This is a genomic window from Streptomyces albipurpureus, assembly GCF_023701525.1.
Lineage (GTDB): Bacteria > Actinomycetota > Actinomycetes > Streptomycetales > Streptomycetaceae > Streptomyces > Streptomyces albipurpureus.
Genome location: NZ_JAMQAW010000008.1, coordinates 42,286 through 56,179 on the forward strand (window position 1 = coordinate 42,286; position 13,894 = coordinate 56,179).

Annotated in this window: 11 protein-coding genes and 1 pseudogene; 8 read left to right on the plus strand and 4 right to left on the minus strand. The window is 67.8% G+C overall.

Going from position 1 to position 13,894, the window contains the following annotated elements; genetic code table 11:
- Both NBG84_RS09285 and NBG84_RS09290 read left to right on the plus strand, forming a co-directional pair.
- A pseudogene (locus NBG84_RS09285) lies at nt 1–369 on the plus strand (ComEC/Rec2 family competence protein); the annotation flags it as partial.
- A 227-nt stretch (nt 370–596) separates the two neighbouring features.
- The gene (locus tag NBG84_RS09290) at nt 597–1,376 is read left to right on the plus strand and encodes an arylamine N-acetyltransferase family protein (protein WP_250918841.1); all 780 of its coding nucleotides are present in this window, start codon (nt 597–599) and stop codon (nt 1,374–1,376) included.
- A gap of 67 nt (nt 1,377–1,443) precedes the next feature.
- Here NBG84_RS09290 and NBG84_RS09295 read toward each other — a convergent pair whose 3' ends face one another.
- Nucleotides 1,444–1,689 (minus strand): hypothetical protein, encoded by a 246-nt coding sequence (locus tag NBG84_RS09295; RefSeq protein ID WP_250918842.1) that lies wholly within the window; start codon nt 1,687–1,689, stop codon nt 1,444–1,446.
- Nucleotides 1,690–1,745: 56 nt separating this feature from the next.
- On the opposite strand from NBG84_RS09295, the gene holA reads away from it, so the two are divergent.
- On the plus strand, nt 1,746–2,732 hold the full coding sequence (holA, locus tag NBG84_RS09300; protein ID WP_250918843.1) for a DNA polymerase III subunit delta: 987 nt from the start codon (nt 1,746–1,748) through the stop codon (nt 2,730–2,732).
- Between the two features lie 380 nt (nt 2,733–3,112).
- Here holA and rpsT read toward each other — a convergent pair whose 3' ends face one another.
- On the minus strand, nt 3,113–3,379 hold the full coding sequence (gene rpsT / locus NBG84_RS09305; RefSeq protein ID WP_250918844.1) for a 30S ribosomal protein S20: 267 nt from the start codon (nt 3,377–3,379) through the stop codon (nt 3,113–3,115).
- Between the two features lie 237 nt (nt 3,380–3,616).
- On the opposite strand from rpsT, the gene lepA reads away from it, so the two are divergent.
- The 3 genes from lepA (at nt 3,617) to hemW (ending at nt 9,632) form a co-directional block, all read left to right on the plus strand.
- Entirely contained in the window at nt 3,617–5,485 is a 1,869-nt protein-coding gene (lepA, locus tag NBG84_RS09310) for a translation elongation factor 4 (protein WP_250918845.1), read from the plus strand.
- A 799-nt stretch (nt 5,486–6,284) separates the two neighbouring features.
- The gene (locus NBG84_RS09315) at nt 6,285–8,174 is read left to right on the plus strand and encodes an AMP-dependent synthetase/ligase (protein ID WP_250918846.1); all 1,890 of its coding nucleotides are present in this window, start codon (nt 6,285–6,287) and stop codon (nt 8,172–8,174) included.
- Nucleotides 8,175–8,399: 225 nt separating this feature from the next.
- Entirely contained in the window at nt 8,400–9,632 is a 1,233-nt protein-coding gene (gene hemW, locus NBG84_RS09320; RefSeq protein ID WP_250918847.1) for a radical SAM family heme chaperone HemW, read from the plus strand.
- 295 nt (nt 9,633–9,927) lie between these two features.
- On the opposite strand, the gene NBG84_RS09325 is transcribed toward hemW, so the two are convergent.
- Together NBG84_RS09325 and NBG84_RS09330 are read right to left on the minus strand one after the other, a co-directional pair.
- Nucleotides 9,928–10,755, minus strand: coding sequence for a DUF3097 domain-containing protein (locus NBG84_RS09325; RefSeq protein WP_250918848.1), 828 nt, complete (start codon nt 10,753–10,755; stop codon nt 9,928–9,930).
- A 10-nt stretch (nt 10,756–10,765) separates the two neighbouring features.
- On the minus strand, nt 10,766–11,491 hold the full coding sequence (locus NBG84_RS09330) for an MBL fold metallo-hydrolase (RefSeq protein WP_250918849.1): 726 nt from the start codon (nt 11,489–11,491) through the stop codon (nt 10,766–10,768).
- A gap of 176 nt (nt 11,492–11,667) precedes the next feature.
- Between NBG84_RS09330 and hrcA the strand changes: the two genes are divergently transcribed.
- Nucleotides 11,668–12,693 carry a heat-inducible transcriptional repressor HrcA gene (gene hrcA / locus NBG84_RS09335; RefSeq protein ID WP_250919151.1) on the plus strand — a complete coding sequence of 342 codons (1,026 nt, stop codon included), beginning with the start codon at nt 11,668–11,670 and terminating at the stop codon, nt 12,691–12,693.
- A complete protein-coding gene (gene dnaJ / locus NBG84_RS09340; protein ID WP_250918850.1) occupies nt 12,694–13,830 on the plus strand; it encodes a molecular chaperone DnaJ in 1,137 nt (378 codons plus the stop codon).
- Nucleotides 13,831–13,894 lie beyond the last annotated feature (64 nt).

Sequence of the window (13,894 nt, forward strand, 5' to 3'; positions counted from 1 at the left end):
CCCGACGGGCCAAACGACGCCAGTGTCACCCTGCTGGTAGGTGTCGCAAAGGGTCCGACACTGCTGCTGCTCGGAGACCTGGAACCGCCAGCCCAGCGCGCCCTGTTGCTGGCCCATCCGAAGCTGACTCCGGTTGATGTACTCAAAGTCGCCCACCACGGCTCGGCTCATCAACACGCCGGCCTGCTCAACGCGGCGCGACCACGGCTGGCGCTGATCTCCGTCGGCCGGGACAACACATACGGTCACCCCTCCTCGCGTACGGTCAGAGCCCTCCGGACAGGGGGAGCGCGGGTGCTGCGCACGGACAGGGACGGAGCGATCGCGGTGACCGGGGCGGGAGACGGCCTGCGTGCCCATGTCCGAGGGGCGTCACCCCCCGACCGGCATGGACGCGCCCAGCCCCGCATCCACGGGGAAGCATCATCCGACGCCCGACGCGACGGCCCTGCCCTGATGGGAGCGGTTGTCCGTACCCGTCGACCGGCACGCCGTCTTCCCCACCGACGCGCACGCCCGGCGCGCTGCGACGGGGCCCAGGGCCCTAGGACTATTGCTGCATGGTCCACCGGTGCGCCTCAGGTCACACTGGCGTCATGGATGGGTATCTTCAGCGAATCGGCGCCAACCGCCCCGCCCGTGCGGATGCTGCCGCTCTGCGCGACCTCCAGCTACGGCACTTACGTACGGTGCCCTTCGAGAACCTCTCGGTTCATCTCGGCGAAGAGATCGTGTTGGAGGAGAAGGCCCTCGTCGCCAAGATCGTCGATGGTCGGCGCGGTGGACTCTGCTACGAGGCAAACGGAGCGTTCGCCGTGCTCCTGCGTCATCTCGGATTCACCGTCAGCCTTCTGCCGGGGCGCGTCCATGGCTCGGATGGGCGGCTGGGAATCCCCTATGACCATCTGGCGCTGCTGGTGGAGCCGGTCGACGGCAGCGGGCGCTGGCTGGTCGATGTTGGCTTCGGTGAGCATGCCCACTATCCGCTCGCGTTCGACGAACGGGAGGAGCAACCCGACCCGGCTGGGTCGTTCAGGATCGTCGAGACCGGTGAACACGGCGATCTCGACGTCTACCAGGGCGGAAGGCCCCAGTTCCGTTTGGAGAATCGGCCCCACGAACTGGCGGACTTCCGTGCTGGTGCGTGGTGGCACAGCACATCGCCCGCCTCACACTTCACCAAATCCCTGGTCTGCACGCGGCTCACCACCCACGGTCGGATCACCCTCAGCGGTCGCAAGTTGGTCACCACGGAACACGGCGAGCGCCAGGAACGGCTGCTGTCCGATGACGCCTCGATCCTGGCGGCGTACCGCGACCACTTCGGGATTCGGCTGGACAGGGTGCCGCCCGATCCACGCGAGACCAAGGGGTGAGCGAGTACCGGACCGATCCATGGGACGCGGCCGGACCTCAGGCCAGCGACCCCAGCGCCTTGGCGGTCTAGGGGGCCTCCAGCCAGCCCTCGTACTCGGCGGCGAAGTCGTCGAGTGCCCTCGGGTCCAGGCGGGACGCCGGATCCTCCACGACAACCAGCCACTGAGCGTCCTCAGCATCGTCCTCGCCCGCCAGCGCATCCCGTATCAGCTGCGGTTCCTCACCCACGCCGAAGCGGTGCGCCAACTCCTGCGCCACCTCCTCAGCGGTGTCGCGGTCCGGCAGCACCAGTACGTGTCGTTCCTCGCTCACCTGGCCATTGTCCGTTACGGAACGGAGTGTCAGTGGCGCATGGGATGCTGGACGCGATGGCCACCAGGAAGAATTCGAACGACGATCCGCTCGCCCCCGTCACCATCGCCGTGGGCCAGGAGGATCTGCTCCTCGATCGCGCGGTACAGCAGGTGGTCGCGGCAGCGCGTGCCTCCGACGCCGATACGGATGTCCGCGACCTCACCGCCGACCAGGTTCAACCGGGCACCCTTGCCGAGCTGACCAGCCCCTCCCTCTTCGCCGAGCGCAAAGTGGTCATCGTGCGAAACGCACAGGACCTCTCCGCCGACACGATCAAGGATGTAAAGGCCTATCTCACGGCTCCGGTCGAAGAGATCACCCTGGTTCTGCTCCACCCCGGAGGAGCCAAGGGCAAGGGCCTGCTGGACGCGGCCCGTAAGGCGGGTGCGCGTGAGGTCGCCTGCCCCAAGACCACCAAGCCGGCAGAGCGGCTCACCTTCGTACGCTCCGAGTTCCGGGCAATCGGTAGATCGGCGACGCCGGAGGCATGCCAGGCACTCGTCGATTCCATCGGTAGCGATCTAAGGGAGCTGGCGAGTGCCGTCTCCCAGCTCGCAGCGGATGTCGAGGGCACGATCGACGAGGAGGTGGTCGGCCGCTACTACACGGGACGCGCCGAGGCCTCCAGCTTCAATGTCGCTGACCGTGCGGTGGAGGGACGGACCGCCGAGGCCTTGGAGGCTCTGCGCTGGTCGCTGTCGACCGGGGTCGCTCCCGTCCTGATCACCAGTGCGCTGGCGCAGGGGGTGCGGGCGATCGGAAAGCTGTCCTCCGCGCGCGGTGGCCGGCCCGCGGACCTTGCCCGTGAGCTCGGGATGCCGCCCTGGAAGATCGACCGGGTTCGCCAGCAGATGCGAGGCTGGACGCCGGATGGGGTGGCCGTGGCGCTGCGTGCCGTGGCGGAGGCGGATGCGGGTGTCAAGGGAGGCGGCGACGATCCGGAGTACGCGCTGGAGAAGGCAGTGGTGACGATCGCCCGGGTGGCTCGCTCCCGCCGCTAGGGGAGGGGTTCCCGCCGGGATACGACCAGTCCCCGTCCCCGCCTACGTGCCCGTTCTCAGACACACCCCCCGCCCCCACTCCGCTCTGTCCTGAGAGCCTCGCCGTGCGCCACCCTCTGCGGGGCTCCTGGCGGAGGCCCTGGCACCCTCTGCGGGGCTCCTGGTGGAGGCACCTGCTGGAGTGGGAGCGAGATGGGCAAGACGAAGGCCCCGGGCTCGTTCGTTCTGAAGAAGAACGAAACGAGCTCCGAGGCCTTCAAGGTCTTGCGGTTGGGTTCGCACCCGCGTGGCGAACGCAGGTCCAAGTGCGAACCCTGGGGTGCCGGTCGGGAGGGGATGAGAGGGCCCACTCACCCTTCCGGCGGTCAAATCAAGAGCACTCAGCCCTGAAGAGCGGCAACCTTGCTCGCCAGCGCCGACTTCTTGTTGGCGGCGGCGTTCTTGTGGATGACGCCCTTCGAGACAGCCTTGTCGAGCTTGCGGGCGGCCTCGCGAGCGGCCACGGTGGCCTTCTCGAAGTCGCCTGCGGCGGCGGCCTCACGGGCCTTGCGGACAGCGGTCTTGAGCGAGGACTTGACGGCCTTGTTACGCAGGCGCGCCTTCTCGTTCGTCTTGTTCCGCTTGATCTGGGACTTGATGTTCGCCACGAAAGAGCCTTCTCAGGTTCGATTGATCTTTGATGAGCGTCCCGCGCGGAATTCCGTATCGAAGCCCTGGGCGGAGCGGCCCGAAGCGGGCACGAGACACAGCTGACTACGCTACCAGTCGCAGGCCAGGCAGCCCAAACCGGTCGCAGTCCGCTACCCATGGGACCATAGAGGCTAGGTATCGATCCGCCATCGCCCGAGACGAGACGCCCAGCGTCTCAAGAATCAGGACCCTGCGTGCCCGCGACTCCTCCCAAAGCGCCCGAGCCGAGCCGTACTGACCCGGCGCTGATCCGCAATTTCTGCATCATCGCCCACATCGACCACGGCAAGTCCACGCTCGCCGACCGGATGCTTCAGCTGACCGGTGTGGTTGACCAGCGGCAGATGCGTGCCCAGTACCTCGACCGGATGGACATCGAGCGCGAGCGGGGCATCACGATCAAGTCCCAGGCGGTTCGACTGCCCTGGGCGCCGAGCGAGGGACCGGACCAAGGCACCACCCACATCCTCAACATGATCGACACCCCGGGGCACGTCGACTTCACCTATGAGGTGTCCCGCTCCCTGGCCGCCTGCGAGGGCACGGTCCTCCTGGTGGACGCGGCCCAGGGCATCGAGGCGCAGACCCTTGCGAACCTCTATCTGGCGATGGAGAACAACCTCACGATCGTTCCGGTTCTCAACAAGATCGACCTGCCGGCGGCCCAGCCGGAGAAGTTCTCCGAAGAGCTGGCCAATCTGGTCGGCTGCGACCCGGAGGATGTGCTCAAGGTCTCGGCCAAGACCGGTGTCGGTGTGGACGCCCTGCTGGACCGGGTGGTCCGCGAGGTACCCGCGCCGGTCGGTGTGGCCGACGCGCCCGCCCGCGCCATGATCTTCGATTCCGTCTATGACTCCTACCGCGGTGTCGTCACCTACGTACGAGTCATCGACGGCAAGCTCGGCAAGCGCGAGCGCATCCGGATGATGTCCACCGGAGCCACCCACGAGCTACTGGAGATCGGCACCAACTCGCCCGAGATGCTGTCGGCCGATGGCCTCAGCGTCGGCGAGGTGGGCTATCTGATCACCGGTGTGAAGGACGTCCGCCAGTCCAAGGTCGGCGACACCATCACCCAGCAGCACAAGGGCGCCACCGAAGCGCTCGGCGGCTACAAGGAACCCAAGCCGATGGTGTTCTCCGGCCTGTATCCGTTGGATGGCTCGGACTACCCCGAGCTGCGCGACGCCCTCGACAAGCTCCAGCTCAACGACGCTGCACTGGTCTACGAGCCGGAGACGTCGGCGGCCCTCGGCTTCGGCTTCCGGGTCGGCTTCCTCGGGCTGCTGCACCTGGATGTGATTCGCGAGCGGCTGGAGCGCGAGTTCGGCCTCGACCTGATCGCCACCGCGCCCAATGTGGTCTACCGCGTCCTCATGGAGGATGGCACCGAGCACACGGTCACCAACCCGAGTGAGTTCCCCGAAGGCAAGATCGACGAGGTCTACGAGCCGGTCGTACGGGCGACGATCCTCGGACCCAGCGAGTTCATCGGCGCCGTCATGGAACTCTGCCAGACCCGTCGCGGCACGCTGCTCGGCATGGACTACCTCTCCGAGGACCGGGTCGAGATCCGCTACACCCTCCCCCTGGCGGAGATCGTCTTCGACTTCTTCGACCAGCTGAAGTCCAAGACCCGCGGATACGCCTCGCTCGACTACGAGCCCACCGGCGAGCAGACGTCCAGCCTGGTCAAGGTGAACATCCTGCTGCACGGCGACAAGGTCGACGCCTTCTCCGCCATCACGCACAAGGACGCCGCCTACGCCTACGGAGTGCGGCTGGTCGCCAAGCTGCGTGAGCTGATCCCCCGGCAGGCCTTCGAGATTCCGATCCAGGCCGCGATCGGCTCCCGGGTCATCGCCCGCGAGACGATCCGCGCCATCCGCAAGGACGTTCTCGCCAAGTGCTACGGCGGTGACATCTCCCGTAAGCGGAAGCTGCTGGAGAAGCAGAAGGAAGGCAAGAAGCGGATGAAGATGGTCGGCAGCGTGGAGGTTCCGCAAGAGGCCTTCATCGCCGTGCTGTCCAGTGACGACAGCGGAGGCAAGGCGAAGAAGTAGTGGTGGGGAGCTCGGGCCGTCCGCACGGCCCGAGTTCCCACACCGGGCCACGTTCTGCGGCCACAGACCGTCTTCTGTGAGCAGAGCAGAGCAGAGCAGAGCAGAGCAGAGCAGAGCAGAGCAGAGCAGACCAGACCAGACCAGACCAGACCATGCGCAGACCGCAGACCGCAGACCGCAGACCGCAGACCAGAGGCGTGAATGCCGGTCGGCTCTGCGGAGTCGCAGCACTTCAGCTCACGGGCAGCGCGCCAGCCGCCTGACCAGGACCACTGATCCGATGGCGGACACCGTCGCCGAACAGAGGCCTGAGAGCCGGCCACACCCCCTGCGACTCGCCCACGTCGGCAACCCCCCTCTGAAGCGCGGAGAGCCACGCCGCGTAGAGCCACGCCACGTCACGTAGAGACACGTGGAAGCAGCGAGAGACACGTAGAGACAGCGAGAGACGCACAGAGAGAACCCGGGGCGGCCCCGGATGTGCCCGGGGCGAAGCCGCTGAGACCCATCGTCGGTCGCACCCGGTAGAAGCCTCTCGCGTGGTACGCCGTAGTGCCTGTCGGCGGTCGCTTCGCACCTGGTCGTTCAGCGTGGCGGGGGTTGCGCGTACCCCGGCTCATGGACCAGTGCTCTCCGTTTGCTTTCGACCGCACTCCGCGTCCGTCTTCGTTATGAAGCGGCAGCCCGCAGCCTCTTACGCACCGGCACAGTGCGTTCTACTCTGATCACGGCTCGATGGTTACTCGCCAGTTTAAAAACCAGCCAGTCGTGCAGTACTGCCGCAGGCCCGGAGGACGTCGTGAGCGACACAAAGACCCTGATCGAGAACCGGCCGCCCTCGGTGGCGAACCTCTTCGTCGAGCGCGTGAGTGCCACGCCGGACGCCGAGGCGTTCCGCTATCCGGTGCCTCCTGCCTCGGGGCAGGGTCCCGATGACTGGAAGTCGCTCAGTTGGGGTCGGACCGCCGAGCGGGTGTATCGCATCGCGGCTGGTCTGATCGGTCTCGGGGTGCAGTCGGAGGACCGCGTCGCACTGTTGTGTGCCACCCGGGTCGAGTGGATCCTCGCTGACCTCGGTGTGATGTGCGCCGGTGGTGCGACCACCACCGTCTATCCCTCCACCAACGCCGAGGAGTCGGCGTACATCCTCGCCGACTCCAGCAGCAAGGTGCTGATCGCCGAGGACGCCACCCAACTGGCCAAGGCCCGGGAGCGGCGGGCGCAGTTGCCCGCGTTGAGTCATGTCGTGGTCATCGACCCCACTGGGGTGGAGGAGGACGAGACCGACCCCGACGGCTGGGTCCTTTCGCTCGCGGACCTGGAGGAGCGCGGCGCCCGCTATCTGGAAGAGAACCCCGAAGCAGTCAAGGAACGTATCGACGCGATCGCGGCCGATCAGCTCGCGACACTGATCTACACCTCCGGGACCACCGGTCGACCCAAGGGCGTCCGTCTCCCGCATGACAACTGGTCGTACATGGCGAAGGCGATCGCCGCGACCGGCCTGGTGACCAAGGACGATGTGCAGTACCTCTGGCTGCCGCTCGCCCATGTGTTCGGCAAGGTGCTCACCTCCGGGCACATCGAGCTGGGCCATGTCACCGCGGTGGACGGTCGGGTAGACAAGATCATCGAGCATCTTCCCGTGGTCCAGCCGACCTATATGGCCGCCGTGCCACGCATCTTCGAGAAGGTCTACAACGGAGTGGCCGCGAAAGCCCGGGCGGGCGGTCCGGCAAAGTACAAGATCTTCCAGTGGGCGGCCGAAGTTGCTCGCGAGTACGCCAAGGCCACCCAGGACAACTTCCGGCGAACGGGCAAGGCGTCCGTGCCCTTCGCCCTCCGCGCCAAGCACAAGGCCGCTGACGCGCTCGTCTACTCCAAACTCCGTGAGGCCTTCGGCGGCAGGCTACGGGCCGCGGTCTCGGGGTCCGCGGCTCTCTCACCCGAGATCGGCTACTTCTTCTCCGGAGCCGGAATCCACATCCTGGAGGGATACGGACTCACCGAGTCCAGCGCTGCCTCCTTCGTCAACCCGGGCGAGGCCTACCGCACCGGCACGGTGGGCAAGCCACTGCCCGGCACCGAGGTCCGCATCGCGGATGACCGCGAGATCCTGCTGCGCGGCCCCGGAATCATGGAGGGCTACCACGGACTGCCGGAGAAGACCCGGGAGGTCCTGGAGCCCGACGGCTGGCTGCACACCGGCGACATCGGCGAACTCTCCGCCGACGGTTATCTGCGGATCACAGACCGTAAGAAGGACCTGATCAAAACCTCGGCCGGAAAGTACATCGCGCCGACCGAGGTCGAGATCCAGTTCAAGGCGATCTGCCCGTTCGTCTCGAACATCGTGGTCATCGGTGCCAACCGCAACTTCTGTACGGCGCTGATCGCCCTGGACGAGCCGACCCTCCTCGGCTGGGCCCAGGACCACGGTCTGGCCGGGAAGTCCTACGCGGAGACGGTCGCGGCTCCGGCGACGGTCGAACTGATCCAGGGGTATGTGAACCGGCTCAACGAGGGGCTTCAGCGCTGGCAGACGGTGAAGAAGTTCCGGCTGCTGCCGCGGGACCTCGACGTCGAGCACGGCGATCTCACCCCCAGCCTCAAACTGAAGCGCCCGGCGGTCGAGCGTGAGTTCACGCACTTGATCGAAGAGATGTACGCGGGAGCGCGCGAGTCCTAGTGGTCGGCTCCGGGCATTGACCGGAGGCTGAGCGGGCCGCCAGGGCGGCGGAGCATTCCTTCGTGGGTCGTCTGGCGTGTGCCGGTCGAGCCGGACCGGAAAGATCGTCCAGGTCGGGGTGGTGAACCCGCGCTGCAACGGCTGTGCCCCGCCCCGATGCCCCCTGCCCGGAGCCGCTGGCGCCCGAGACGGCGTGCATGCCCAGCCGTGACGGACAATGGGGGTATGCCTTCCGTACTGCCTGACGGCGAACCCATGCCCGAGGACGGGTCGCTCCCCGCGTCCGCCCTTGAGGGGGCTGCCGACCGGCCGCTCGCGTTCTATCTCCATGTTCCGTACTGCGCCACCCGCTGCGGCTACTGCGACTTCAACACCTACACCGCGACCGAGCTGCGTGGCTCGGGCGGTGTGCTGGCCTCCCGCGACAACTACGCGGCCACGCTCGCCGACGAGGTTCGCCTCGCCCGCAAGGTCCTCGGCGATGATCCCCGGCGGGTCAGCACGGTGTTCGTGGGAGGCGGTACGCCAACGCTGCTGGCCGCGTCCGACCTGGTGGGAATGGTTGACGCGGTACGGGAGGAGTTCGGCTTCGCGGACGGCGCTGAGATCACCACGGAGGCCAACCCGGAGTCCGTGAACCCGGAGTATCTGGCCGAACTGCGGGCCGGCGGTTTCAACCGCGTCTCCTTCGGTATGCAGAGCGCGCGCCAGCATGTGCTGAAGATCCTCGACCGTACGCACACGCCCGGCCGCCCCGAGGCCTGTGTCGCGGAGGCTCGGGCCGCCGGCTTCGACCATGTGAACCTGGATCTGATCTACGGCACCCCGGGAGAGAGCGATGACGACTGGCGCGCCTCGCTCGCTGCCGCTGTGGGCGCGGGGCCCGACCATGTCTCCGCGTACGCGCTGATCATTGAGGAAGGGACCCAGCTGGCCCGGCGTATCCGCCGCGGTGAGGTGCCGATGACCGACGACGATGTGCACGCCGATCGCTATCTGATCGCGGACTCGGTGCTCACAGCGGCCGGCTACTCCTGGTACGAGGTGTCCAACTGGGCCACATCCGATGCCGGGCGGTGCGCTCACAACGAGCTGTACTGGCGTGGCGCGGACTGGTGGGGCGCGGGACCCGGCGCGCACAGCCATGTGGGCGGAGTCCGCTGGTGGAACGTCAAACACCCCGGCGCCTACGCGGCGGCACTGGCCCAAGGGCGGTCGCCGGGAGCGGGGCGTGAGTTGCTGACGGCCGAGGACCGCCGGGTGGAGCGGATTCTGCTGGAGCTACGGCTACGGGAGGGTGTGCCGCTGTCGCTGCTGCGGCCGGCCGGGCTGGCGGCGGCGCGCGAGGCGCTGGCGAAGGGGCTGCTGGAGCGGGAGCCCTACGGGGCCGGGCAGGCGGTGCTGACCCAGCCGGGGCGGCTGCTGGCCGACGGTGTCGTCCGGGACCTGGTCGACTGACCTCGGCCGGCGTGCTCTCCGCGCGGCCGAGCGACCATCGCTCCCGCCGGGCCCCCTTCCGCCCACGACCGGTTGAGGGCGCGGCTGGGCAGCCCGCCGGTTCCCGCCACCCGGCATCCCTCCGAGCACGACCGGGGCGGGGGACAGTGAGGCAGGGCACGGCCAGGCGGCCCGCCGGTTACCGCGCGACCGCACCGCCGGTCCATGGACGCGGGCGTCGGAGCGCGGGCGTCCGGGCACAGCGCGCCGGGCGCCGCGACCGAGGCAGGGGGAGTCGATCGGTCAGCGCCCCGGCTCATTCGCCGGTCGCGGGTGGCACTGTCACAAAATCGATGAGCTCCTCCACCCGTCCCAGCAGCTCAGGCTCCAGATCCCGGTACGACCGCACCTTCGAGAGGATGTGCTGCCACACCGCACCGGTGTTCTCGGGCCAGCCCAGCGCCCGGCACACCCCCGTCTTCCAGTCCTGGCCGCGCGGTACCACGGGCCATGCCCGGATGCCGAGCGACGATGGCTTCACGGCCTCCCAGACATCGATGAAGGGATGCCCGGCCACCAGGACGTGCGGGTCCGTCACCGAAGCGGCGATTCTGGACTCCTTCGACCCCGGAACCAGATGGTCCACCAGCACTCCGAGCCGGGCGTCCGGACCGGGAGCGAACTCCGCGACCACCGCGGGGAGGTCGTCGACGCCTTCCAGGTACTCCACGACCACGCCCTCGATCCGTAGATCGTCACCCCAGACGCGTTCGACGAGCTCCGCGTCATGGCGACCCTCCACATAGATCCGGCCGGCCCGGGCGACCCGCGCCCGAGCGCCGGGGACGGCCAGTGATCCGGAGGCCGTCACGACCGGGCGGGCCGGTCTCCCCGTGCCCGGGCGGACCAGCGTCACCACCTCGCCGTCCAGCAGAAATCCCCGCGGCTCCAGTGGGAAGACCCGGTGCTTGCCGAAGCGGTCCTCCAGGGTCACCGTTCCGGCCTCATAGGCCACCACCGCACCGCAGAAGCCCGTACTGACCTCCTCCACCACCAGATCGGGATCGGAGGGGTCGGCCGCGACCTCCCTGGCCGGGGCGGATTTCTTCCAAGGGGGTGTCAGATCAGGGCTGTAGCTGCGCATTCGGCCGACGCTACGACAGCCCGAACCGCTCCGCCAGCGCATCCCGCTGGGCACGCACAAACGAAGCGTCGACGACCGCGCCGTGCCCCGGCACATACGACGCGTCCTCGCCGCCGAGCGACAGCAACCGGTCCAGCGCCGCGGGCCAGTGGGCCCCGATGGCGTCCGGACCCGCCTGCGGCTCGCCGGACTCCTCCACCAGATCGCCGCAGAACACCACCGTCGGGCTTCCCGGCACCAGCATCGCCAGATCATGGCCGGTGTGCCCCGGCCCCACGTTCACCAGGACCACCAGTCGGCCGCCGCCCAGGTCGAGGGTCCGCTCCGCCGAGACCGTGTGCCGAGGGGCCACCAGGAGATCCGCCGCCTCCGCGGCGTCCCGCACGGCCACTCCATGACGTACCGCATCAGAGCGCAGCGCTTCCCGTTCCCGAAGCAGCAGTGAGTCGATGCCCACCACGCCGAACACCTCGGCCCCAGCGAAGGCGGCGGTTCCCATCACATGGTCGAAATGCGGATGGCTCAGTGCGATGTGCGTCACCCGGCGACCGCCGAGCAGGGCCTGCGCCCCGGCGCGCAATTCGGCCCCCTCGCGCACGGTTGAACCCGTGTCGTAGAGCAGAACACCGTCCGCGCCGACGACCAGTCCACTGGTCGAGTCCCACCCTGGCAACCGGCGTCGCCCCACCCCGTCGGCCAATCGCTCCCAGCCGAAGTCTTCCCAACTGACGTCCATACCGCGACGCTACTGGCAGCGACCAGCACAAGCGCGCGGTAGCGTGGCCGGTCGCCCTTGCTACGGGCGTACCCCACGGCCGTACACTGGCACGGGGGAATCTTGGCACTCGGACCTGGTGAGTGCCAGGCAGTGACCGAAGGATCACCGTGGGACCACAGCTGGAGGTGTGCGCGATGCTCAGTGAACGCAGACTCGAAGTGCTGCGCGCCATCGTCCAGGACTATGTCGGCACCGAGGAGCCCGTTGGTTCCAAGGCGCTCACCGAGCGGCACAAGCTCGGTGTCTCGCCAGCGACGGTGCGCAATGACATGGCGGTTCTGGAGGACGAGGGCTTTATCGCCCAGCCGCATACCAGCGCCGGGCGTATCCCCACGGACAAGGGGTATCGCCTCTTTGTGGACAAGCTTGCCGGAGTGAAACCGCTGTCGTCCGCCGAGCGCCGCGCCATCCAGAGTTTCCTGGACGGAGCCGTTGACCTCGACGACGTCGTCGGCCGTACGGTACGGCTGCTGGCGCAGCTGACCCGGCAGGTCGCAGTCGTGCAGTACCCCTCGCTCACCCGCTCCACGGTTCGGCACGTGGAACTGCTCTCCCTCGCGCCCGCCCGGCTGATGCTCGTACTGATCACCGATACCGGCCGGGTCGAGCAGCGCATGGTTGACTGTCCTGCGCCTTTTGGGGACACTCCGCTCGCGGATCTCCGGGCCCGCCTCAACAGCAGGGTCGTCGGGCGTCGCTTCGCGGATGTGCCCCAACTGGTGCAGGATCTTCCGGACTCCTTCGACCTGGAGGACCGGGGGGCCGTCTCCACCGTGCTCTCCACGTTGTTGGAGACGCTGGTCGAGGAGACCGAGGAGCGATTGGTGATCGGCGGCACCGCCAATCTCACCCGCTTCGGACATGACTTTCCGTTGACGATCAGGCCCGTCCTGGAAGCCCTTGAGGAGCATGTGGTGCTTCTCAAGCTCCTGGGGGAGGCCAAAGAGTCCGGCGGTATGGGCATGACGGTACGCATCGGTCATGAGAACGCCCATGAGGGCCTCAACTCAACGTCCGTAGTCGCCGTCGGCTACGGTTCTGGCGACGAGGCAGTCGCCAAACTCGGCGTGGTCGGACCGACCCGCATGGACTACCCCGGAACGATGGGAGCGGTACGCGCAGTGGCACGTTACGTCGGACAGATCCTGGCGGAGTCGTAAGTGGCCACGGACTACTACGCCGTACTCGGCGTGCGCCGCGACGCATCGCAGGACGAGATCAAGAAGGCGTTCCGCCGGCTGGCGCGTGAGCTCCATCCGGATGTGAACCCCGATCCGAAGACCCAAGAGCGGTTCAAGGAGATCAACGCCGCTTACGAGGTGCTTTCGGACCCGCAGAAGAAACAGGTCTACGACCTCGGCGGCGACCCGCTGTCCCAGGCGGGTGGCGCCGGCGCGGCGGGCTTCGGAGCCGGCGGCTTCGGAAACTTCTCGGACATCATGGACGCCTTCTTCGGTACGGCGTCCCAGCGTGGGCCCAGATCGCGTACGCGGCGGGGCCAGGACGCGATGATCCGTCTGGAGATCGATCTGAACGAGGCCGCGTTCGGGACGACCAAGGACATCCAGGTCGACACCGCCGTGGTCTGTACGACGTGCTCCGGTGAGGGCGCGGCGCCGGGTACCTCGGCTCAGACCTGTGACATGTGCCGGGGCCGCGGTGAGGTCTCGCAGGTCACCCGCTCCTTCCTGGGGCAGGTCATGACCTCGCGGCCGTGTCCGCAGTGCCAGGGCTTCGGTACCGTCGTGCCCACCCCCTGCCCGGAGTGCGCCGGCGATGGCCGGGTCCGGTCTCGTCGCACGCTGACGGTGAAGATTCCGGCCGGTGTCGACAACGGCACCCGGATCCAACTCGCCGGTGAAGGCGAGGTCGGCCCCGGCGGTGGTCCTGCCGGTGATCTCTATGTCGAGATCCATGAACTGCCCCACGCGGTGTTCCAGCGCCGCGGTGACGATCTGCACTGCACGGTGACGATTCCCATGACGGCGGGCTCGCTCGGTACGAAGGTGCCGTTGGAGACGCTCGACGGGGTGGAAGAGATCGACATCCGGCCCGGCACGCAGTCCGGCCAGTCCATCCCGCTGCACGGTCGTGGTGTCACCCATCTACGAGGTGGGGGGCGCGGCGATCTGATCGTGCATGTTGAGGTGATGACCCCGACCAAGCTGGACCCGGAGCAGGAGAGATTGCTCCGGGAGTTGGCGAAGTTGCGCGGGGAGGAACGGCCGTTGGGCCAGTTCCAGCCCGGGCAGCAGGGACTGTTTTCACGATTGAAGGATGCTTTTAACGGGCGGTAGTCGGCTTGAGGGGCGGAAGCGGTTGCTGAAGGCAACCGCTCGTGGTGGCAGTCGAGTCAGATCC

Bases quoted from the DNA above. Each gene is read 5' to 3' on its own strand.
- NBG84_RS09290 (WP_250918841.1), top strand. From the start codon at position 597: ATGGATGGGTATCTTCAGCGAATCGGCGCCAACCGCCCCGCCCGTGCG.
- holA (WP_250918843.1), top strand. From the start codon at position 1,746: ATGGCCACCAGGAAGAATTCGAACGACGATCCGCTCGCCCCCGTCACC.
- hemW (WP_250918847.1), top strand. From the start codon at position 8,400: ATGCCTTCCGTACTGCCTGACGGCGAACCCATGCCCGAGGACGGGTCG.
- NBG84_RS09325 (WP_250918848.1), bottom strand. From the start codon at position 10,755: ATGCGCAGCTACAGCCCTGATCTGACACCCCCTTGGAAGAAATCCGCC.
- NBG84_RS09330 (WP_250918849.1), bottom strand. From the start codon at position 11,491: ATGGACGTCAGTTGGGAAGACTTCGGCTGGGAGCGATTGGCCGACGGG.
- hrcA (WP_250919151.1), top strand. From the start codon at position 11,668: ATGCTCAGTGAACGCAGACTCGAAGTGCTGCGCGCCATCGTCCAGGAC.